The sequence below is a fragment of the Pseudomonas gingeri genome (assembly GCF_013386115.1).
GTDB lineage: Bacteria > Pseudomonadota > Gammaproteobacteria > Pseudomonadales > Pseudomonadaceae > Aquipseudomonas > Aquipseudomonas gingeri.
Genome location: NZ_JACAOR010000014.1, coordinates 457,621 through 478,083, shown reverse-complemented (window position 1 = coordinate 478,083; position 20,463 = coordinate 457,621). Strand labels below are relative to the sequence as shown.

Below are 20,463 nucleotides of genomic sequence, written 5' to 3'. Positions count from 1 at the left end.
CGCCCGACTCACGCCGCCCTGGAGGTGCGGGCGGTGAACAGATAACCCGCGCCATGGACGGTGATGATCAGTTCCGGAGCGGCCGGGCTGTCATGCAGCTTGCGCCGCAGACGCCCGACCAGGACATCGATGGAGCGGTCGCTGGGCAGCCATTCGCGGTTGCGCAGTTGCTCCATCAACTGGTCGCGGCTCAGGGTGTGGCCGCCGTTGCGGATAAACACGTTGAGCAACTGGAACTCACCATGGCTGAGCAGGGTTTCACTGCCGTCGCAGGCCTTCAGGCGGCGACGGTCGGTGTCCAGGGTCCAGTCGGCGAAATGCTTGAGGTGCTCATTGGCCGGCGCCGTTGCCGGCGGGTCGGATTGCAGGCGACACACCCGGCGCGTCAGGTTGCGCGCACGGGACACCAGCTCGCGGGGATTGAGGGGCTTGATCAGGCAATCGTCGGCGCCACATTCCAGGCCGGCGATCCGCTCGGCCTCGTCGTTGTGCTCGCCGACCAGGAGGATGCCGACCTCCGAACGCTGCCGCCATTGGCGGGTCAGGGCCAGGCTGTCGACCCCGGGCAATTGCCTGTCGAGCAGCACCAGCGCCACCGGCAAGCGACTCAGGCAGGCCTCGGCCTGCTCGACGCCGTCGACACAGTGAACCTCATAGCCGTCCCGGCTCAGGCACGCCTGCCACTGCTCACGAACCAGCCGATCATCCTCGACGATCAGCACGCACGGCATCACCTTCATTACCTGGCTCCTTTTCGTGCCGCGAACGGCCGATTCTTGGAATTATGCGAAGCGGTAGGAATTTTCGAAGTACTGTAGCGCTTGCTGAACAGTTGATCAACAAGCCGCGATCAACGCAGAAAACGTCGATAACCGCCCATTTGCAGGCCATCGACCCAGGCCTCGCAGATCTGCACCCCCTCGGCCGGGGTGAACGTGGTCGGGTTGAGGCCGCATTCGAGCCACAGCCCGTCGAGCAGGGCACTCAGGCCGATGGCTGCCAGACCGCTGTCGAAACCGCTCCAGCCCTCCTCCTCCGCCAGCAGGGTCAGGGCATTGCCCATGATGGTGCGGTACTCGCCATAGGAGTGATCGTGGGCACGGTTGATCGCGTCGGCGGTTTTCACCGCGCCCCAGAAGGCCAGCCAGGCTTCGAGCAGCTCGGGATCGAGCATGCCTTCGGAAAACGATGCTTCGAAAAATGCCGACAGGTGCCGGCGGGCGCCACTGCCGGCGTTGGCCACCGACTGGCGCAGCAGGCTCATGACCTGTCCGGTGATATGCAGGTAGGCGTCGGCCACCAGTTCATCCTTGCCGGTGTAGTGGTGGCTGATCAGCCCCACCGACACCCCGGCCTCGGCGCAGATCTTGCGAATCGAGGTGCCGACAAAGCCGTACTTCTTCAGGCAGCGCAGGGTTGCCGCCACCAGGTTGGCCTTGCGCAACTCGGGGTCCATACGCAGAAAACGCGTTTCCTCGGCCATGGTGCTCCTGTCCTCTTCAACGTCGATGGCTGACTGTACAGCGTGCGGTCAGCGGATGGGATACAGCGCCTCGTCGAACTGTGCCAGGCGCGGGAAGACCAGGGGGCTGTCCTGGTCGAGGTTTTCCAGGCGCCGATGGTAACCGACGAGGAATTGTTCGCGGGCCTCGGCACTGATATAGGGCACGTGCCAGGCCACGTAGGGCGGCAGCACATCGAGCCCGACATAGGCCAGGGTGCCGCGCAGCAGCGGCCGCAGCATGTCTTCCAGGGGCCCGTGGATCGCGTCTTCGCCGAACATGTGCTCACGTCCGCCGAGGGTCACGGTGACCAGCGCCTGCTTGCCGGCCAGGCCGCCCTGGTCGTAGAAACGCTTGCCGCCGTAGCAGACCCCGGACACCAGCACGCGGTCGATCCAGCCCTTGAGGATCGCCGGCACCGAGAACCAGTAGATCGGGAAGTTGAGGATCAGCAAGTCGGCCCACAACAGCTTGTCCAGTTCCCCCTGGATGTCGGCGGCCAGGCTCCGGGTCTTGACCCCCAGGCGCTGTTCCAGGGCATAGACCAGGTAGTCGGGGTTGTCCCGGGCGGAGAAATCCTCGGCGCTGGCCACCGGGTTCCAGTGCATGGCGTAGAGGTCGGAAACCTGGACGTCATGGCCCTGGGCCTGCAGGGTCGTTACCGCCTGGTCGCGCAGGGCGGCGGTGAAGGATTGCGGTTCGGGGTGAGCGTGGACGATCAATACGTTCATGGGTATTCCTGACGGTCGAAAAAGAGTCACTTATCTTCAAAACACCACCACCTTGCAGGAACCGGCTTGCTGACGATGGCGGCCGATCAGCCGCTGCAAGTCTCACGGGCCCCATCGCCAGCAAGCCCGCTCCTACAAGGGTTGTGTTGCAAACGGAGCGGCGATGGAGGCCCTCTGCCGCAGGATGCGGTCCAGCCAATCCGGGTCCATTTCCGGCTCCGAGGAAAACAGCAGGCCGGTGTAGTCGCGATGTGGCGGCGTGAAAATCACGTCCCGGGCGCCGGCATCGACCACCTTCCCGCGCTGCATCACCACAACCTCATCGGCGATGGCCCGTACCGTCGCCACGTCGTGGGTGATGAACAGGTAGGACACGCCCAATTGCCGCTGCACCCGGTCGAGCAATTTGAGAATGCCCTCGGCCACCAGTTGATCGAGGGCCGAAGTCACTTCGTCGCAGATGATCAACCGCGGCTCGGCGGCCAGGGCCCGGGCAATGCAGATGCGCTGCTTCTGCCCGCCGGACAGCTCCGACGGCAGGCGCTCCATGAACTTGTCCGGGTCCAGCTCGATCATTTCCAGCAACTCGGCGACCCGCTGACGCAGGGCCTTGCCCTTGAGACCGAGGTAGAACGCCAGCGGACGACCGATGATGTCGACGATGCGCTGGCGCGGATTGAGCGCCGTATCGGGAATCTGGTAGATCATCTGGATGCTGCGCAGTTGTGCCTTGCTGCGGCGCCGGTAGTCCGCCGGCAATACCTCGCCGTCGAACAGCACCTGCCCGCTGGTGGGTTGCAGCAAGCCGGTGATCAGTCGCGCGGTGGTGCTCTTGCCGCTGCCGGACTCGCCGATCACCGCCAGGGTCTGGCCCTTGTACAACTGCATCGAGACATCGTGCAGCACCGGCTGGCTGCTGTAGCTGGCACTGGCATTGCGCACTTCGAGCAAGGGTGCGCCCTGCCCCGGTCGGGCCTTGGCCTCGGTGCGGAAGCAGCGCACCGCCCACAGCGACTGGGTGTAGGCCTGCTCCGGGGCACTGAGCATCTGCCGCGTCGGTGCTTCTTCCACCCGTTTGCCATGGCGCAGCACCATGATCCGGTCGGCCATCTGCGACACCACCGCCAGGTCGTGGGTGATGTAGATCGCCGCCATGCCCAGGCGCTTGACCGCATCGCGGATCGCCGCCAGCACTTCGATCTGGGTGGTCACGTCCAGGGCCGTGGTCGGTTCGTCGAAGACGATCAGGTCCGGCCGGCAGGCCATGGCCATGGCGGTCATCGCCCGCTGCAACTGGCCACCGGAAACCTGGTGCGGATAACGCCGGCCGATGGTTTCCGGCTCGGGCAGGCGCAGCAGCCGATACAGCTCGATGGCCTGGGCCTCGGCCTCGGCGCGGCTCATGCCGGCATTGATCACAGCTGTTTCCACATGCTGGTCGATCAGCCGATGTGCCGGGTTGAACGAGGCCGCCGCGCTCTGCGCCACATAGGCGATACGCTGGCCGCGCAACTTGCGCAGGGTTTCGGCCGAACAATGGAGCAGGTCCTGGCCGTCGAACTCGATGCTGCCACCGGTGATCCGGCAGCCGTCGCGGGTATAGCCCATGGCGGCCAGGCCCAGGGTCGACTTGCCCGCGCCGGACTCACCGATCAGGCCCAGCACCTCGCCCCGCGCCAGGCTCAGGTCGATACCCTGCACCAGGGGGTGCCAGGCCTCGTCGTAGTAACCTTCGATCTGCAGGTTGCGGATCTGCAACAGCGGTCGTTTGGGTTCACTCATGTTCAGCACTCCTTGAGCCCGCTGGATCGGTAGAGCATCCAGTCGACGACAAAATTGACCCCCACCGTGAGCAGGGCCACGGCCAGCGCGGGCAACAGCGGCGTGAGGTCGCCGAAGGTGATCAGCACGGCGTTGTCACGCACCATGCTGCCCCAGTCGGCGGTCGGCGGCTGGATACCCAGGCCGAGGAACGACAGCGCACTGATGAACAGGAAGACAAAGCAGAAGCGCAGGCCGAATTCGGCAATCAGCGGCGCGGCGGCATTGGGCAGGATTTCCCGCCGTACCAGCCACCACCAGCCTTCGCCGCGCAACCGCGCAGCCTCGACAAAGTCCTGCACCACCACGTTCATCGCCACGGCCCGCGCCAGGCGAAACACCCGCGTCGAATCGAGCAGGGCGATCACCAGCACCAGCGACGTCGCCGTGGTGCCGACCACACTGAGGATCAGCAAGGCGAAGATCAGTTGCGGGATGGCCATCAGGATATCCACGCAGCGCGACAGGCCCATGTCGACCCAACCGCCCTTGAGCGCCGCGACCAGCCCGGCCAGGCCGCCCAGGAGGAACGCCAGCACGGTGGTGACAAACGCGATACCGACGGTATTGCGCGCGCCATACAGCAGGCGGCTGAGCATGTCCCGGCCGAGATTGTCGGTACCCAGTGGGAACTGCGCGCCCCAGGCCGCGAAGCCCTCGCCCACCACCTCGGTCTCGCCATGGGGCGCCAGGTGCGGGGCGAGCAACGCCACCAGGACATACAGGACAATCACGCAGAATCCGAATTTCGCACTCCAGGGCGCGCGAACCAGCTCTTTGAACACGGCTTTCATGGATTACCCCTTCGGATGCATCAGGCGTGGGTTGCTGGCGATGGACAGCACATCGGCCAAGGTATTGAGCACGATGTAGGTCGCGGCGAAGATCAGGCTACAGGCCTGCACCACCGGGATATCGCGCTTGGCCACCGAGTCCACCAGCAACTGCCCCAGGCCGGGATAGACAAACACCACTTCGACCACCACCACGCCCACCACCAGGTACGCCAGGTTCAGGGCGATCACGTTGACGATCGGCGCCAGGGCATTGGGCAAGGCATGGCGGAAGATGATCCGGCCCTGGCTGATGCCCTTGAGCCGGGCCATTTCGATATAGGGACTGGCCAGCAGGTTGATCAGCGCGGCGCGGGTCATGCGCATCATCTGCGCGACCACCACCAGGCTCAGGGTCACCACCGGCAGCACCGAGCGCTCCAGCAGCAGGCCGAAGGAGGCGTCCGGCGGCAGGCTCGACAGGCTCGGCAACCAGCCCAGCTTCACCGAGAACAGCAGGATCAGCAGGTAGGCGACAAAGAACTCGGGGAACGACACGGCACTCAGGGCCACCGTATTGAGCAGCCGGTCGAACCAGGAGTTGCGATACAGCGCCGCGAGCATCCCCAGCAGCAAGGCCAGGGGCACCGAGAACAGCGCCGCCAGCCCGGCCAGGCAGAGGGTGTTGCCCAGGCGCGTGCCGACCAGTTCGGCGATGGGCCGCTGGTTGGCCAGCGATGCCCCCAGGTCGCCCTGGAGGATATGCCCGGCCCAGTGCAGGAAACGCCACAGCGGTGGCTGGTCAAGCCCCAGCTGGGTACGAAAGGCCGCCAGGGTTTCCGGAGTCGCCGACTGCCCGAGCATGGCCTGGGCGATGTCTCCCGGCAGCAGGCCCACCGCCAGGAAAATGATCACCGACACCGCGAACAGCGAGAACAGTCCCAGCGCCAGGCGCTGGGACAGCAGCTTGAGAATGCTCTTCATGCCCTGATCTCCCCACTCAGGCCTGCCACCAGCGCTCGATCAGCCGCAGGCCATCGAGTTCGCCATAGGGCGCGGTCAGCTCGCCATGGGCCACGCGGTTGGAGCGCGCGGCCACGGAGCTGGCGAACAGCGGAATGATCGCGCCGCAATCGTCGCGACAGATCGCCTGCATCTCGTTGTACATCTCGCGCCGCAAGGGCTCGTTGAGTTCGCCGCGGGCCTGGTTGAGCAGTTCGTTGAAGCGCCCGTTGTCCCAGTGCGACTCGTTCCACGCCGCGCCCTTGGCGTAACCGATGCTGAACATGCGGTCGGCGGTCAGGCTGCTGTACCAGAACGACGTGGTGAACGGCTGCTTGTTCCAGACATTGGAGAAGAAGCCGTCCGCCGGTTCGCGGACCACGTCGATATCGATGCCGGCCGCCCTCGCCTGTTCCTTGAACAGCACCGAGGCATCCACCGCGCCGGAATACGCCGCGTCGCTGGCCTGCAGGCGCACCTTGAGGGAGTCCAGGCCAGCCTTGCGCAGGTAGAACTTCGCCTGCTCGGGGTCGTATTTGCGTTGCGCCAACTGGGTATTGAGGAAGCGGCTGCCGGGCTGGATCGGATGGTCGTTGCCCACCGCGCCGTAGCCCTTGAGCACCGAGGCCAGCAGCGCCTCGCGGTCGATGCCGTGCTTCATCGCCAGGCGGATATCGTTGTTCTTGAACGGGTCGCTGTCGCAGAGCATCGGGAAGGTGTATTGCTGGGCGCCCTTGGTTTCCTCGATGACCATGTTCGGATTGCGCTTGAGCAGGCCGACGGTCTTCAAGTCGACCTTGTTGATCACATCGACCTGGCCGGTGATCAGCGCGTTGACCCGTGCGGCGCCATCGGAAATGCCGATCAGTTCGGCGCTGTCGAAGTGCGCACGACCGGCCTTCCAGTAGTCGCGGTTGCGCTCCAGGGCCATGCGCACGCCCGGCTCGAAGGATTTGATCCGATAGCCGCTGGTGCCGACTCCGGCACGCCAGTCGGCCAGGCCATCCTTGGCGGGCATGATCACCAGGTGATAGTCGGCGACCACATAGGGGAAATCGGCGTTGCCCGAACGCAGTTCGAAGGCGACGCTGTCGTTGCCGGCCGCCTTGACCGAAACCACTTCGCCGAGCACGGTCTTGGCCGCCGAGGTGGACTTCTCGCCCAGGTGGTGCTCGATGGAGGCCACCACGTCCTCCACGCCGAGGCTCTTGCCATTGTGGAAGGTCACCCCGGAGCGCAGCTTGAAGGTCCAGATCCGCGCATCCGGCGAAGACTCCCAGCTCTGCGCCAGTTCGGGAATGGCCGAGCCGTCGACGGCGATTTCCACCAGGGTGTTGTAGACCGCGGAGAAGCCGACAAAGGTGAAGGTGTCGCTCCAGGAGCCCGGATCGTAGGAGTCGGAAGTGCTGCCTCCGGCCAGCCCCAGGCGCAGGACACCACCCGCCCTGGGCGTGGCCTCGGCGGCCCAGGCGCTCAATGGAAAGCCCATGGACGCCGCCGCCCCGGCCAGCCCGGCCATGGCGCCGAGCTTGAGGAAGTCGCGGCGTTCCAGTTGGAAGCCCTGGGAGAGTTGATGAATCTTGTTGTTATTATCGCTCATCGAGTTGCCCCTGTTACGTTGCGGGAAAAGGGTTCGTTTGCTGACGCGGTATTAGAGGATGGCTACGGTCCTTGTGGGAGCTGGCTTGCTGGCGATGACGTCTGCCAGATCAGCGCAAGACTCACCGGCCTCATCGCTGGCAAGCCAGCTCCTACAGGGTTTGGCGTAACCTACAAAATCTGTGTTCGACGCCGTACTGCAGGAGCAGGGCTTGCCCGCGAAGAGGCGCGCAAGATCGCCCAAAGCCTCAAGCCAGACGAATCAACGCATCCACCGCCACCGCTCCCTCGGCATTGACCAGCAGTGGGTTCACATCCAGCTCCAGCAACCGTTCGGCGTTCTCGCAGGCGTAATCCGCCACCGCGCGAATCGCCTTGACCAGGGCCGGCATATCCACCGCCGGCCCCCCGCGAAAACCGTTGAGCAACGGCGCGCAACGCAAGCCCAGCAAAGCCTCGCGGATCGCCTGGTCGGTGGTCGGCAACAACAGGCTGCGACTGTCCTTGAGCAGTTCCACCAGAATGCCCCCGGCACCGATCACCAGCGCCAGGCCGAAACCGGTCTCGCGCTTGATGCCCACGATCAGTTCGGCCAGGGGTGGCGAGGCCATGCGTTCCAGTAGTACCTGATCGAAAACCAGCCCCGGTGCATGCCGGGCCAGGTTGCCGCGCAGGGTGTCGAGGGCGACCTGCAACGCCGCCTCGTCCTTCAGGTTGAGGGCGACGCCGCCGGCTTCGGTCTTGTGCGGCAGGTCGGCACTGACCACCTTGAGCACCAGCGGATAGCCCAGGCCGCGAGCCTCGACCAAAGCGTCCTGCGGGCGGCACAGGCGACCTTCGGGCAAGGGCAGACCGAACGGCCGCAAGGCCTGCTTGGACTGCCACTCATCCAGCAGGCGGCCTTCGCCGTCCTGTTCCTGCGGGCAGATCGGCGCCAGGGCCGACTCGCCACCGGCCAGCAGGGCATCGCGGCGGGCGCGGTAATGAGCGATCCGGCCCCAGGCCGCAAGACCGTCCTCGACCCCTTGCAAGGCTGCCACACCGTGGGCATGCAGGCGTTCACGGGCCACTGCCGGCAGCAGTTCGGGAAACGCCGAGGCGACAAATCCGGTCTTGCCGTGCCGCGCGAGCAACTGGCAATACAGCTCCAGCAGCAGGTCGCACTCCTTGCGCTCACCGGTAAACTCCGCCGGATAGTCGAGCACCAGCAGCGCCGCATCGGCCGGCGTGCGCAAGGCGGTTTCGAGCATCTGTTCGAGGGCTTCGCGATTGCCCCAGATCGCCGTGGTGAAATCCAGCGGATTGACCAGGTTGGCGTAGCTGGGCAGTACCTGCGCCAGTTCGGCACGCTGGCCGTCGTCGAGCCTGGGCAGGCTCAGGCCATTGCGTTCGGCATAGTCGGCGATCAGGCCGGCGTCGCCCCCCGAACAGGCCAGCCCGGTCAGGCTCGGTCCCGCCGGCAGGTTGCCGCAGGCCGCCGCTTTCAGGGTTTCCATGAAACTCACCGGCCCACTGACACGAATCACCCCGAGGCGTTCGAACAGGCTGTCATACAGCGCATCGGAGCCGGCCAGGGAACTGGTGTGACTCAATGCCAGCTCGGCACCGATCTGCGACACGCCGGTTTTCAGGGCGATCACCGGAATGCCTTTTTCCAGGGCCTTGTGGGCGGCGCGGGCAAAGCCGGGGACATTCTTCAGGCCTTCCAGGTGCAGGCCGATGGCCGTGACCCGTGGCTCGTCGAGCAGCACGTCCATCAGTTCCGCGACACCCAGCTGTGCCTGATTGCCCACCGAGGCCATATAGGCCAGCGGCAGGGATCGGTCGCTCATGGACAGGTTGTAGGCGAAGTTGCCGCTCTGGGTCAGCACCGCCACGCCCTTCTCCACCGTCTTGCCGCCATGGGCCACCGGCCACAGGGCGACATTGTGCAGGTAGTCGAGCAGGCCGTAGCAGTTGGGGCCGAGCAGCGCCATCTCACCGGCCGCCTGCAGCAGTTGCGCCTGCAGGGCCTGGCCCTCGGCGCCGGTTTCGGCGAAACCGGAGGCATAGCAGATCGCCCCGCCGGTGCCCCTGGCCGCCAGTTCGGCGACGCAGGTCAGCGTCAGCTCGCGGTTGGTGGCGATGAACACCGCATCGGGTGCGCACGGCAGGTCCGCCACCGAAGCCACGCAGGGAATCCCGTCGAGGCTGGCATTTTGCGGGTTGACCAGCCACATCTGGCCCTGGAAGCCGCCGTCGGCGCAGCGCTTGAGCGCCCGCGCCATGCTGCGCCCGCCGACAAACGCCAGGTGACGCGGCGCAAGCAGGCGCTTGAGGTTGTCTCTGATCGACATAATCCGCACTCCTGGTCCGATCAGCGCAGCAGCGGCCGCAGCAGCTCGCGGGAAATGATATGGCGCTGGATTTCCGAGGTGCCTTCCCAGATCCGCTCGATCCGCGCGTTGCGCCAGATCCGCTCCACCGGTCCTTCGTCCATCAGGCCCATGCCACCGAAAATCTGCACCGCTTCGTCGGCGGCGCGTCCCAGCACTTCGCTGGCAAACAGCTTGGCCATGCCGGCCTCGCCGTCGGTCATGGTGCCCTGGTCCATTTTCCAGGCGGTGTGCAGGGTCATCAGTTCGGCGGCGCGGATTTCCGTGGCCATGTCCGCCAGCTTGAAGGAGATGCCCTGGTAGGTACCGATGGGCTGGCCGAACTGCTTGCGGTCGGCGGCCCATTGCAGCGCCGCATCCAGTGCGCGCTGGGCCTGGCCGACACAGTTGGCGGCCACCATCACCCGCCCGGCGGTCAGCCAGGCATTGGCGACTTCCCAGCCCTTGCCGATTTCACCGAGCACCTTGGCCGCCGGGACCCGGCAATCGTCGAAGAAGATCTCACTGGTGTGATAACCCCGGTTGCTCACGCATTTCGGACCACGGCGGATGGTCATGCCGGGGGTGTCGCGATCCACCAGGAACGAGGTCACGGCATTGCGTTTGCGACCGTTGTGCTCGTAGGTATCGGTCACCGCGAAGACAATGGCGAAATCGGCATGGCCGGCGTGGCTGATGAAGTGCTTGCTGCCGTTGATCACGAAGTCATCGCCATCGCGTACCGCGCGGGTCTTGATCGCATTGGCATCGGAACCGGCGCCGGGTTCGGTGAGGGCGAAACAATCGACCTTTTCACCGCGTACGCACGGCAGCAGGTAGTCCTCGATCTGCGCTCCGGTACAGGCCATCAGGATTTTTGACGGCCGTGCGACAAACACGTGCAGGGCCCAGGACACCTTGGACAGCTCGCGTTCGATCAAGGCCTGGGACAGGTAGTCCAGGCCGCCGCCGCCGACTTCTTCCGGCATGTTGAAGGCGTAGAAACCGGCGGCAATGGCCTTGGCGCGAATCTGCGCGGCCAGCTCCGGCGGCACCGAGTCGGCACGATCGACGGCCTCTTCGTGGGGCAGCAGCTCTTTCTCGACGAAGCTGCGCACCGCGTCCACCAGCATGTCCTGCTCTTGGGTCAGTTGGAAATTCATGGGGTACCTGCTGTTCGGTTACTGGCCGATAAAATGGGGGACGCGTTTTTCCACGGCGGCTTGCAGGGCTTCGACGCCATCGCGGCTGCGGCCGCAGAGCAGACCGGCGGCCTGTTCGGCCTGGAGCTGCTCGGCCAGGCTGCGCTGGGCGCCATCGCGGATCAGCACCTTGGTCTGGGCAAAGGCGAAGGTCGGGCCCGCGGCCAGGCGGCTGGCCAACTCGGTGGCGCTGGCGGCCAATTGCTCGTCGGCACAGACCTCGCTCACCAGGCCGGTGGCCAGGGCACGCTCGGCGCCCCAGAGTTCATCGAGGAACAACAGGCGCTTGGCCTGTTCCGTACCGATCAGGCGCGGCAGGTGCCAGCTGGCACCGGCGTCCGGCGAATAGGCCATGCTGGTGTAGCCGGCCTTGAAGCGCGCCGATTGCGCGGCCAGGCGGAAATCGCAGCACAGCGTCAGGTCCATCCCGGCACCCACCGCCGTGCCGTTGATGGCGGCAATGGTCGGTTTGGCGAAGCCGTGCAGGCGATTCATCAGGACATGGGCGGTTTCGGTCCAGCCGTAGGTCTCGAGGATGCCGCGGCGCTCGGCATCGGCCCATTCGGCCAGGTCCGCTCCCGCACAGAAGCTGCGACCGCTGCCGGTCAGCAGCAGCACCCGGACCGCCGGGTCGGCTTCGAAGCGATCCAGCAGATCGATCAGTGCCTTGAGGGTGGGAATGTCCAGCGCGTTGCGTTGCTCGGGACGGTTGAGGGTAATCCGGGCAATGCCGGCCTCGACCGTGTCGAGCAGTGTCGGATGGGAGGTCATGCAGGGCCCTCGTCTTATTGTTTTTGAGCGTGAGGTGAAGCGCTGGGGTGATACTAAACAAGTGTTCAGTAAGACTGCAATCTCCCGGAAAAATCCACAGACGTGCGGGTTAAGAGGGCAAGCTGTTGATTGGAAAAGAGATTTAAAAGATTGGAGGCTGCGCTGCGGGCAAGTTGTTACATCTTCGAACAACTCCCGGAGTCGCGCGGTGAAGCTGAGATCGCTATCGCCAGCCAGCCGGCCGGCTCCCACAGGGGCCGGGTTCGACGATACGCCTGCGGTGGAACCCTGATCCTTGTGGGAGCCGGCATGCCGGCGATGGCGGCCGGGCCAACGCCAAAGGGATGCGGGATAATCAACGGAGCTGATATCAACTATGCCTGTGACGGCCTTACACCGCCGCCGGGCAATCTCTAGACTCGCCCACCTCACCTGTTCCAGAGCCTTGAAACCATGCCGACCCACTCCCACGCCGCGCCCGTGATGACCCGTGCCCTGGTGATGCTGTTCGCCTTCTGCTGCGGTGCCATCGTCGCCAACATCTACTACGCCCAGCCGATCATCGACCTGATCGCCCCGGACCTCGGCATCTCCGCCCACAGCGCCAGCCTGATCGTCTCCCTGACCCAGATCGGCTATGCCCTGGGCCTGTTTTTCCTGGTGCCCCTGGGTGACCTGCTGGAGAACCGCAAATTGATGCTCTGCACCGTGCTGGTCTCGGTGATCAGCCTGGTGGCGGCCGGACTGTCCCGACAGCCCGGCGTGTTCCTGGTGGTGTCGCTGCTGATCGGTTTCAGTTCGGTGTCGGTGCAGATCCTCGTGCCCCTGGCCGCGCACCTGGCCCCCGAGGAATCCCGCGGACGGGTGGTCGGCGCAATCATGGGCGGCCTGTTGCTGGGTATCCTGCTGGCCCGACCGCTGTCCAGCGTGATCGCCGACCACTTCGGCTGGCGCACGGTGTTTATCGCCGCCGCCGTGCTCATGCTGCTCATCATGCTGGTGATCCTGGTCACCATGCCCAAGCGCCAACCCAGCCACAGCGCGACCTACGGCCAGTTGCTGGCGTCGTTGGGGCACCTGTTCCGCCGGCAGCCGGTGCTGCGCCAGCGGGCGTTGTACCAGGGGCTGATGTTCGCCACGTTCAGCCTGTTCTGGACCGCCGTGCCGCTGGAGCTATCGCGGGTCCATGGCCTGTCGCAATCGGAAATCGCACTGTTTGCCCTGGTGGGCGCGATGGGCGCGATCGCCGCACCGATCGCCGGACGCCTAGCGGATGCCGGGCACACCCACCGGGCTTCCTGGCTGGCGATGCTGCTGGCGACGCTGAGCTTTGTCCCGGCGTTGATCCACCCGGCCTACAGCGTGATCGGCCTGGCGCTGACCGGCGTGCTGCTGGACTTCGCGGTGCAGATGAACATGGTGCTCGGCCAACGCTCCGTCTATGCCCTCGACGCCGCCAGTCGCGGTCGGCTCAACGCCCTGTACATGACCAGTATCTTTATCGGCGGCGCCATCGGTTCGGCCCTGGCCAGCACGCTGTACGAGCAAGGCGGCTGGCTGGCGATCATGGCGGTGGGCAGTGCCCTGCCGCTGCTGGCACTGCTGAGCTTCCTGATGGTTGCGCAACGACGCAAGCGGCAGCTGGCGGTGGCCTGAAACATCCCTGGTGATCTCGAGGGCCCCTCCGTCGGAATGCCCCTCCCACACTGACCAGGATGAAGACCCCCTTGGGGCTTGCATCGCTCTTGCGGCCGTCTTCGCGGGCAAGCCCGCTGCCACATTGTGGGAGCGGGCTTGCCCGCGAAGAGGCCACCACAGAACCCCATCCGCCTTGTATGATCTGCGCTTTGCCCACCACAAGGCGTGGATCATGACTGCAACGAAAGACCGGGTTCGCATCGTCGACAGCACCGTCCTCTCGGATGACTGGTACCTGCTGAAGAAAACCACCTTCGACTTCCTGCGCAGCGACGGCACCTGGCAGCGCCAGAGCCGCGAGACCTACGACCGCGGCAATGGCGCGACCATCCTGCTGTTCAACCGGGAAAAACAGACCGTGGTGCTGACCCGGCAATTCCGTTTCCCGGTATTCGTCAACGGCCACGACGGCATGCTGGTGGAAGCCGCCGCCGGCCTGCTGGAAAACGCCTCGCCCGAAGACCGCATCCGCGCCGAAGCCGAGGAGGAAACCGGCTACCGCGTGCAGAACGTGCAAAAGATCTTCGAAGCCTTCATGAGTCCCGGCTCGGTCACCGAGAAACTGCATTTCTTCCTCGGCGAATACGATGGCGACAGCAAGGTCGGCCACGGTGGCGGCCTGGAGGCCGAGGGCGAGGACCTGGAGGTCCTGGAGCTGTCCCTGGACGACGCGCTGCAGGCCGTCCGCGACGGCGAGATCGTCGACGCCAAGACCATCATGCTGTTGCAGTACGTGGCCTTGAACAAGACCCTCGAATCGCCACGCTGAACGCCACGCGCCGCAAGGACAACGCCCATGAGCAGGACCCGATACCCATGGCTCGGCATGCTGTGCGTGATGGCCGGCATGGGCCTGCGCGCCGTGCAGGCCGAACCGCTGCCGGTCGCGGCGGACGCCGGCATTCCGGCGTTTTACCTGTGGACCGACAAGCTGCCCGGCAAGCCCGGCCAGTTGCTGCGCACGGAGACACTGACGCCGCAACAGGGCCTGGCCGCAGCCGGCCAGAATATCCGTATCCTCTACACCTCGACCGACGGCGTCGGCAAGCCGCTGCCGAACGTTGTCTCCGGTGCGCTGTTCATCCCCAGGGGCACGCCGCCCAAGGGTGGCTGGCCACTGATGGCCTGGGCCCATGGCACCGTCGGCAGCGCTGACGTCTGCGCACCGTCGCTGACCCGGCGCAGCGAGCGCGACAGGCACTATCTCGATCACTGGCTGGCGCAGGGCTATGCGATCGTCGCCACCGACTACCAGGGCCTCGGAACTCCCGGCCCGCATCCCTACGGACTGACCCGCCCGCTGGCCTACAACACCCTCGACAGTATCCGCGCCGTGGCCCACGGCGACTTCCAACTGTCGACCCGGGTCGTCGTGTTCGGCCAGTCCCAGGGCGGTCGCGCGGCATTCGCCACGGCGGTCTACGCCAGTACCTATGCCCCGGACCTCGATATCGTCGGCGTCGTGGCAACCGGCACACCCTACGCCGCCGTGCACCAGCGTGCCGCCGACCGCGAGCGGAGCAACGCCCACGGCTCGGTGGTACCGACCTTCGCCTACAACCTGTTGCGACTCGACACGGCGAGATTGCTCGACCCGTCGTTTGTGCCGAGCGACTACCTGAGCGAACAGGCGATCCCGACCTACGAACTGAGCCAGCGCGGATGCCTGCACGAGATCGAGCAGCAAGTCATGGCGAACCAGCTCACCTTCGACAACAGCTTCAAGCGTTCGCCAAGGGCGGCTTTCGCGGCGGTGACCCGGGCAGCGGCCTATCCGACGCTGAAGTCGGACATCCCGGTCTTTATCGGCACCGGCGGCCAGGACCGCGATGTCTTCGTACCGGATCAGAAGGCGCTGGTCAGGGACGCCTGCGCCGCCGGTGACCGCATCGAATGGCACCTGTATCCGCAACTCGACCATTCGGCGACCGTCAACGGCTCGCTGCCCGACTCGACCCGGTTCGTGGCCAAAGCCTTTGCCGGCGAATGGATCGCCGGCAATTGCCCCTCCCCGGTATCGCGGCCTTGAACCGATCAGGCAACCGGTGAATACGGCAGGGCCCGCTTGTGCGCCGTGCGGGCGTAGGCCGCCTCGATGATCGCGCTGGCCTGCGCCGACACCGGTTGCCCCAGCAGGTAGGCGTCGATCTCGGCATAGGTACAGCCATAGGCGACTTCGTCCGGCTTGCCGGGCGCCAGTTCCTCCAGATCGGCGGTCGGTGCCTTGTACACCAGTTGCTCCGGTGCCCCCAGGGCCGAAGCCAGGCGCCGTACCTGGCCCTTGGTCAGGCCGGACAAGGGTGCCAGGTCGCAGGCACCGTCGCCGAACTTGGTGAAGAAGCCCATCAGAGCCTCGGCGGCGTGATCGGTGCCCACCACCAGCCCGTTGACGAAGTTGGCGAGCGCATACTGGGTCATCATCCGTGCCCTGGCCTTGACGTTGCCCTTGACGAAATCCACCTGCGCCGGCGTTGCTTGCAGGCCCTCGACGTCAAGGCTGCCCATCAGGCCTTCCACGCAGGCCGAGATATTCGCGGCACTGGTCTGGTCGGGGCGGATAAACGCCAGGGACGCCTGGGCATCGCCCTCATCCGCCTGGGTCCGGTACGGCAGGCGCATCGCGATAAAGCGCGCCTTTCCGCCCTCCTCGCGCAACTGCTCGACCGCCAGCTGGCACAGCCGCCCGGCCGTCAGCGAGTCGACGCCACCGCTGATCCCCAGCACCAGTGCCTGGCAACCGGACTGCTTCAACGTGGCCTTGATAAAATCGATACGACGGCTCAGTTCGACGGCTTCGTCGCCTGGCGCCAATTGCCGGTTCACCCCCAGCGCCATGGCAATACGATCCTGATTCGTGGTCCCCATCTCACACCTCCAGTTGCTGGTTGATTTCAGTCACGTTGAATACCTGCGCCGCGTAACGCAGGAACGACGGGTCTTCACAGACGTTCTTCACCGGGTCATCGGAAAACTTCACCACCGGTTCGCCGTGGACCCGCACCAGTTTCATCACGATGCTCAAGGGTTCGACCCCATCGACATCGCAGGCCAGGCTGGTGCCCATGCCGAAACCGAAGCGGGCCTTGCCGCGGATATGGCGCAGGATCGGCAGGCATTTCTCGAAGTTCAGGCCATCGGAAAACATCAGGTCCTTGGTCATCGGATCGATCCCCAACTGTGCATAACGCGCCAATACCTTGTCGGCCCAGACAATCGGATCGCCCGAGTCCTGGCGCAGGCCGTCATAGAGCTTGGCGAAATACAGGTCGAAATCCTTGAGGAAGAAATCGGTGCTGATGCAGTCGGTCAGGGCGATGCCGAGACGCCCGCGGTATTCGCGTACCCAGTTCTCCAGCGCCGCATTCTGGCTTTCCCGCAGGCGCCCCAGTTGCTGGTGCACCATCAGCCATTGGTGGGCCATGGTGCCGATCAGCGGAAGGTCGAATTCATAGGCCAGGTGCGCATTGCTGGTGCCGACGAACACACCGGGGAAATCGCGCCGCATGATATCCACCACCTCACGCTGGGCACGGAAGGACAGCCGGCGACGGGTCGAGAAGTCCGAGACCCGCAGGTCGGCCAGTTCCTCGCGGCTGAGGTTTTTCTCCAGCCACTCGAACTTCTGGTAGAGCTTGCGGCTGACATCTTCCAACGCCACGTCCGGGTATCTGTCGCGATTGCGCAATTCGCTGACCAGGGCCAGCACCGGCTGTTCGAACATGATGCAGTGCAACATCGGGCCACGGACACGGATGCTCAACTGGCCATCGACTTCACTGACGTGGATGTAGCGCAGGTTGAAGCGGAACAGGCCGAGGAACTGCTCGAAGTCTGCCGTCAGGTATTCGCGAAAGCGCCGGTTGAACAGGAAACGCAGCTCGCCTTCGCGCATCTGCAGGCCGGCGAGTTTCTCCAGTTCGTTGCGCAGTTCGGGAATCAGGTGGCCGAGTTTTTCCCGGGAGCGCACGATGAACTGATACTCCACCTCGACGTTGGGGTGCTGGTGCAGCACTCCCTGCATCATGGTGAAGGTGTAGTAGTCGGTGTCCAGCAGTCCCTGGATGATGCCGCCTTCGCGGTTGAATGCACTTTCCATGACTTACTCCTTGTGGCCGGCCGCATGGGCCAGTTGTTCGCGACTGTTGACGACCTCGATACGTGCCTGCTGCAGGTCGTGGACCGCCTGCTGTGCACCGTCGGCACTGAGGGCACGACAGGCCGGCAGGTAGACGATGACCTTGAACCCCGCCCCCGCTAGTTGCAGCGCCGTGGTCTTGACGCAGAAGTCCAGCGCCAGCCCGCCGACGATCACCTGGCGGACCTGCCGGGCATCGAGGTACTCGATCACCCCCGTGGACAGCTTGTGCTGCAGGTCATGAAAGCACGCGCCATAGGGGTGCAGCGCAGGCTCCACGCCCTTCCAGACGAAATAGTCGTAGTCCTGGGGCTCGGGCAGCTCATCGAGCAGCGTGAAGCCCGGGGTGCCGGGAACGCAGTGGCTGACCCAGGTCAGGTCGGCGTGCGCAAGGCCGGTGGGCTTGAGCATCTGTGCGTGGGAGTCGACCACCCAGGGCGCCTGGGGACTGTGGGCGTCCTTGCTGCCGACACGGACGTCGGCCAGCGAGGCCATGAAGTTCAGCTCCGCACCGATCAGGTGGCCGCCAACCACCGGCAGTTCATCCGGGCAGAGCGGCGTGAAGCCCTTCTGGGCATCGACATCGAAGGTGGCGGTCTTGATCACTTGAGCGTTCATGGTGGGTTCTCCCTTTGCGATGAAACAAAGGTACATGTCATGTACTTTCAAATCAAGCGACGTAGCGAAAATTCTTTTCGATCTCTACCAGTAAGCAATCAATTCGAAAGAACGCCCCTTGCAACACGAGTACATGACGAGTACTTTAAAAACAAAGGAGACCCATCATGTACGAACTCGCAATCTACGGCGGCGCCTTCAATCCTCCCCACGCCGGTCATGCCCAGGTGATGATCGAAGCATCCCGCCATGCCCGCTCGGTATGGGTGGTGCCCTCCTTCAGGCATCCCCACGGCAAGCGCATGGCCGACTACGAACGGCGCCTGGGCTGGCTGCGGGGGATCGTCGACCAGGTCCGTCCGCACTGCTCGTCGGCGATTTCGGTGTGCCGGATCGAGGAACAACTGGCTCGACACACCGAGGCGCCGATCTACAGCTACGAACTGCTCTGCGCCCTGGCGCAAATGACCGGGCTGCCGACGCACCGGATCGCCCTGGTGGTCGGCTACGACGTCGCCGCGCAACTGCCGGACTTCCATCTGGGCGCGCAATTGCTCGACCGTTTTTCGGTGCTCTGCGTGGAGGAACAGGCCGGAGTGCGCAGCACCTTGCTGCGTGAACGCCTGGCCCTGGGTGAAACAGTGCCCGCCCACTGGATGGCACCGGGGATGGATCCGGTAGACTACGGGCTCTATGCCGCACACAGGACTTGATATGCCGGACCGTACACCCAGCGCGCCGAAGAAAAGCGATTACCTGCACACCGTCGACCTGTGTGTGCTCTTCTACTGTCGCGATTCCCAGAGCCTGCAGATCCTCCTGCACAAACGCGAGGCCGAGCCCTTCCAGGGTCACTGGGCCCTGCCCGGCCTGGTGGTCAACGGCGCGGTGCCCGACCTGACCCTGGATGACGCGGTGGAACGCCTGCGGGCCAGCGACAAGGTCAACCTAACGCTGGCCTGGATCGAACAGGTCGGTACCGTCGGCGATGCCTTTCGCGATCCACGCTGCTGGTCATCCTCGACCTTCTACCTGGCCATCGTCGCGCAACCGCCGGGCCTCAACGAACATCAGGCCTGGTTCGCCCTCGACAGCGTCGCCAACGGCTCGGTGCGCCTGCCCTTCGATCACAATGCGCTGGTGGCGGCGACACAGGAACGACTGCTGTCCAAGTCGCTGTACAGCAGCCTGCCGCTGATGTTTCTCGGTCCCGAGTTCAGTGCCCCGGAGGCTACCGCGATCTTTTCCCGGGTGCTGGCGCGGCCGGTGCTCAAGACCAGTACCCGGCAACGCCTGCTGAAGATGAGCGAAGCCGGTCATCTGCGCGAAACCGGGCGCAAGAAGCAGGGAGACGGCGGCCGTCCGCAAGCCACCCTGGAAAACCTGAAACCCGACGCGCTCTATCTGTTCGACCGCTGTTTTCTGGAGTAACGCCCCGCATGAAGCCCGATACCGAATCCGAATGCCTGCTGCACACCCCTTACTTCGATGTGGTCAGGCAGCGTGGTTATTTCATCGTCAAGGAACCCCAGGCCGTCAACGGCGTGGTCGCGATACCCGTCCTGCCGGACGGACGCCTGATGCTGGCGGTCCTGCAACGCCGGGCCATCGGCGCGCAATCCATCGAGTTCCCCCGGGGTGCCATCGACCACGGCGAGACCGCCAGCGATGCCGCCGCCCGCGAGTTGCTGGAGGAGACCGGCTGGCCCGCACTGAAAGTCACGGACCTGGGCCTGCTGCACAGCAATACCTCGCTGATCGCCAGCGCGGTCGCCGTATGCCGGGTGGACATTGACGGCGAAGCCGTGGAAAGCACCGATGGCGAGGTCGACAAGGTGCTGTTCGCCACCCTGGCGGAACTCAAGGCGATGATCGCCGCCGGCCGGATCACCGATGGCCATACCCTGTCGGCGACCATGATGCTGATCGCCCACGGGGAGACTTCCCCCCTGTAGGCCCTCGCGCCCGGCCCATTCCCTTCCCGCCCGGCATGCCTGCCATGCCGGTGCCTCCATCATTGCCGTCGATGGTCACCATCGACCCAATGAAGTTCTCTTAAAAATCCAGCGGCGTAACCTTTGCTCCATACCCAACGCATAACACCCGGAGCACACCACCATGAAACGCCAACTCTTTCTCGGTCTCGCCTTCTCGGTACTGGCAGTCAACGCTTTCGCCGCAACTTCGGCTCAACCCCTGGCCGCCCACGCTCAGCAGGCCGTCGCTGAAGGCGGTTCTGACCGTCTGCTCGAACGCC

At 64.9% G+C, this 20,463-nt stretch carries 19 protein-coding genes; 6 read left to right on the top strand and 13 right to left on the bottom strand.

The window, feature by feature from the left end; genetic code table 11:
- Nucleotides 1–8: 8 nt before the first annotated feature.
- The 10 genes from HX881_RS28945 to HX881_RS28900 form a co-directional block, all read right to left on the bottom strand.
- Entirely contained in the window at nt 9–734 is a 726-nt protein-coding gene (locus HX881_RS28945; protein WP_177088118.1) for a winged helix-turn-helix domain-containing protein, read from the bottom strand.
- A gap of 116 nt (nt 735–850) precedes the next feature.
- Nucleotides 851–1,483 carry a TetR family transcriptional regulator C-terminal domain-containing protein gene (locus tag HX881_RS28940; RefSeq protein ID WP_177087951.1) on the bottom strand — a complete coding sequence of 211 codons (633 nt, stop codon included), beginning with the start codon at nt 1,481–1,483 and terminating at the stop codon, nt 851–853.
- A 48-nt stretch (nt 1,484–1,531) separates the two neighbouring features.
- On the bottom strand, nt 1,532–2,233 hold the full coding sequence (locus tag HX881_RS28935; protein ID WP_177087949.1) for an NAD(P)H-dependent oxidoreductase: 702 nt from the start codon (nt 2,231–2,233) through the stop codon (nt 1,532–1,534).
- 132 nt (nt 2,234–2,365) lie between these two features.
- The gene (locus HX881_RS28930) at nt 2,366–4,015 is read right to left on the bottom strand and encodes an ABC transporter ATP-binding protein (protein WP_177087947.1); all 1,650 of its coding nucleotides are present in this window, start codon (nt 4,013–4,015) and stop codon (nt 2,366–2,368) included.
- Between the two features lie 2 nt (nt 4,016–4,017).
- The gene (locus HX881_RS28925) at nt 4,018–4,848 is read right to left on the bottom strand and encodes an ABC transporter permease (protein ID WP_017125283.1); all 831 of its coding nucleotides are present in this window, start codon (nt 4,846–4,848) and stop codon (nt 4,018–4,020) included.
- Between the two features lie 3 nt (nt 4,849–4,851).
- Complete coding sequence (locus tag HX881_RS28920) at nt 4,852–5,811, bottom strand: ABC transporter permease (RefSeq protein WP_017125282.1); 960 nt, start codon at nt 5,809–5,811, stop codon at nt 4,852–4,854.
- 16 nt (nt 5,812–5,827) lie between these two features.
- Complete coding sequence (locus HX881_RS28915) at nt 5,828–7,429, bottom strand: ABC transporter substrate-binding protein (RefSeq protein ID WP_177087945.1); 1,602 nt, start codon at nt 7,427–7,429, stop codon at nt 5,828–5,830.
- Nucleotides 7,430–7,676: 247 nt separating this feature from the next.
- A complete protein-coding gene (locus HX881_RS28910; protein ID WP_177087943.1) occupies nt 7,677–9,764 on the bottom strand; it encodes an acetate--CoA ligase family protein in 2,088 nt (695 codons plus the stop codon).
- A 20-nt stretch (nt 9,765–9,784) separates the two neighbouring features.
- A complete protein-coding gene (locus HX881_RS28905; protein ID WP_017125280.1) occupies nt 9,785–10,945 on the bottom strand; it encodes an acyl-CoA dehydrogenase family protein in 1,161 nt (386 codons plus the stop codon).
- Between the two features lie 18 nt (nt 10,946–10,963).
- Complete coding sequence (locus HX881_RS28900) at nt 10,964–11,755, bottom strand: enoyl-CoA hydratase/isomerase family protein (protein WP_017125279.1); 792 nt, start codon at nt 11,753–11,755, stop codon at nt 10,964–10,966.
- 453 nt (nt 11,756–12,208) lie between these two features.
- Between HX881_RS28900 and HX881_RS28895 the strand changes: the two genes are divergently transcribed.
- The 3 genes from HX881_RS28895 to HX881_RS28885 all read left to right on the top strand — a co-directional run bounded on the left by HX881_RS28895 (nt 12,209) and on the right by HX881_RS28885 (nt 15,482).
- Nucleotides 12,209–13,411, top strand: coding sequence for an MFS transporter (locus HX881_RS28895; RefSeq protein WP_177087941.1), 1,203 nt, complete (start codon nt 12,209–12,211; stop codon nt 13,409–13,411).
- A 214-nt stretch (nt 13,412–13,625) separates the two neighbouring features.
- The gene (locus tag HX881_RS28890) at nt 13,626–14,222 is read left to right on the top strand and encodes an NUDIX domain-containing protein (RefSeq protein ID WP_177087939.1); all 597 of its coding nucleotides are present in this window, start codon (nt 13,626–13,628) and stop codon (nt 14,220–14,222) included.
- 69 nt (nt 14,223–14,291) lie between these two features.
- Nucleotides 14,292–15,482 carry an alpha/beta fold hydrolase gene (locus tag HX881_RS28885; RefSeq protein ID WP_244861907.1) on the top strand — a complete coding sequence of 397 codons (1,191 nt, stop codon included), beginning with the start codon at nt 14,292–14,294 and terminating at the stop codon, nt 15,480–15,482.
- A gap of 5 nt (nt 15,483–15,487) precedes the next feature.
- Here HX881_RS28885 and nadE read toward each other — a convergent pair whose 3' ends face one another.
- From nadE to HX881_RS28870, 3 genes are read right to left on the bottom strand one after another with little or no spacing between them, the layout of a single operon-like run.
- Nucleotides 15,488–16,318, bottom strand: a complete 831-nt coding sequence (gene nadE, locus HX881_RS28880; RefSeq protein ID WP_177087936.1) for an ammonia-dependent NAD(+) synthetase — start codon at nt 16,316–16,318, stop codon at nt 15,488–15,490.
- A 1-nt stretch (nt 16,319) separates the two neighbouring features.
- The gene (gene pncB, locus HX881_RS28875) at nt 16,320–17,549 is read right to left on the bottom strand and encodes a nicotinate phosphoribosyltransferase (RefSeq protein ID WP_103032503.1); all 1,230 of its coding nucleotides are present in this window, start codon (nt 17,547–17,549) and stop codon (nt 16,320–16,322) included.
- Between the two features lie 3 nt (nt 17,550–17,552).
- Complete coding sequence (locus HX881_RS28870; protein ID WP_177087934.1) at nt 17,553–18,206, bottom strand: isochorismatase family protein; 654 nt, start codon at nt 18,204–18,206, stop codon at nt 17,553–17,555.
- A 167-nt stretch (nt 18,207–18,373) separates the two neighbouring features.
- Between HX881_RS28870 and HX881_RS28865 the strand changes: the two genes are divergently transcribed.
- The 3 genes from HX881_RS28865 to HX881_RS28855 are packed head-to-tail and all read left to right on the top strand — an operon-like array spanning nt 18,374 to nt 20,161.
- Nucleotides 18,374–18,919, top strand: a complete 546-nt coding sequence (locus HX881_RS28865) for an adenylyltransferase/cytidyltransferase family protein (protein WP_177087932.1) — start codon at nt 18,374–18,376, stop codon at nt 18,917–18,919.
- Nucleotide 18,920: 1 nt separating this feature from the next.
- Nucleotides 18,921–19,637 carry an NUDIX hydrolase gene (locus HX881_RS28860; RefSeq protein ID WP_177087930.1) on the top strand — a complete coding sequence of 239 codons (717 nt, stop codon included), beginning with the start codon at nt 18,921–18,923 and terminating at the stop codon, nt 19,635–19,637.
- Between the two features lie 8 nt (nt 19,638–19,645).
- Complete coding sequence (locus HX881_RS28855) at nt 19,646–20,161, top strand: NUDIX hydrolase (protein ID WP_177087928.1); 516 nt, start codon at nt 19,646–19,648, stop codon at nt 20,159–20,161.
- Nucleotides 20,162–20,463 lie beyond the last annotated feature (302 nt).

What these genes read in the sequence shown, in the direction of transcription:
- HX881_RS28870 (WP_177087934.1), bottom strand. Translation starts at nt 18,206, where the DNA reads ATGAACGCTCAAGTGATCAAGACCGCCACCTTCGATGTCGATGCCCAG.
- HX881_RS28925 (WP_017125283.1), bottom strand. Translation starts at nt 4,848, where the DNA reads ATGAAAGCCGTGTTCAAAGAGCTGGTTCGCGCGCCCTGGAGTGCGAAA.
- HX881_RS28855 (WP_177087928.1), top strand. Translation starts at nt 19,646, where the DNA reads ATGAAGCCCGATACCGAATCCGAATGCCTGCTGCACACCCCTTACTTC.
- HX881_RS28890 (WP_177087939.1), top strand. Translation starts at nt 13,626, where the DNA reads ATGACTGCAACGAAAGACCGGGTTCGCATCGTCGACAGCACCGTCCTC.
- HX881_RS28865 (WP_177087932.1), top strand. Translation starts at nt 18,374, where the DNA reads ATGTACGAACTCGCAATCTACGGCGGCGCCTTCAATCCTCCCCACGCC.
- HX881_RS28900 (WP_017125279.1), bottom strand. Translation starts at nt 11,755, where the DNA reads ATGACCTCCCATCCGACACTGCTCGACACGGTCGAGGCCGGCATTGCC.
- HX881_RS28930 (WP_177087947.1), bottom strand. Translation starts at nt 4,015, where the DNA reads ATGAGTGAACCCAAACGACCGCTGTTGCAGATCCGCAACCTGCAGATC.
- HX881_RS28940 (WP_177087951.1), bottom strand. Translation starts at nt 1,483, where the DNA reads ATGGCCGAGGAAACGCGTTTTCTGCGTATGGACCCCGAGTTGCGCAAG.
- HX881_RS28860 (WP_177087930.1), top strand. Translation starts at nt 18,921, where the DNA reads ATGCCGGACCGTACACCCAGCGCGCCGAAGAAAAGCGATTACCTGCAC.
- HX881_RS28920 (WP_017125282.1), bottom strand. Translation starts at nt 5,811, where the DNA reads ATGAAGAGCATTCTCAAGCTGCTGTCCCAGCGCCTGGCGCTGGGACTG.
- nadE (WP_177087936.1), bottom strand. Translation starts at nt 16,318, where the DNA reads ATGGGGACCACGAATCAGGATCGTATTGCCATGGCGCTGGGGGTGAAC.
- HX881_RS28910 (WP_177087943.1), bottom strand. Translation starts at nt 9,764, where the DNA reads ATGTCGATCAGAGACAACCTCAAGCGCCTGCTTGCGCCGCGTCACCTG.
- HX881_RS28905 (WP_017125280.1), bottom strand. Translation starts at nt 10,945, where the DNA reads ATGAATTTCCAACTGACCCAAGAGCAGGACATGCTGGTGGACGCGGTG.
- HX881_RS28885 (WP_244861907.1), top strand. Translation starts at nt 14,292, where the DNA reads ATGGCCGGCATGGGCCTGCGCGCCGTGCAGGCCGAACCGCTGCCGGTC.
- pncB (WP_103032503.1), bottom strand. Translation starts at nt 17,549, where the DNA reads ATGGAAAGTGCATTCAACCGCGAAGGCGGCATCATCCAGGGACTGCTG.
- HX881_RS28915 (WP_177087945.1), bottom strand. Translation starts at nt 7,429, where the DNA reads ATGAGCGATAATAACAACAAGATTCATCAACTCTCCCAGGGCTTCCAA.
- HX881_RS28895 (WP_177087941.1), top strand. Translation starts at nt 12,209, where the DNA reads ATGCCGACCCACTCCCACGCCGCGCCCGTGATGACCCGTGCCCTGGTG.
- HX881_RS28935 (WP_177087949.1), bottom strand. Translation starts at nt 2,233, where the DNA reads ATGAACGTATTGATCGTCCACGCTCACCCCGAACCGCAATCCTTCACC.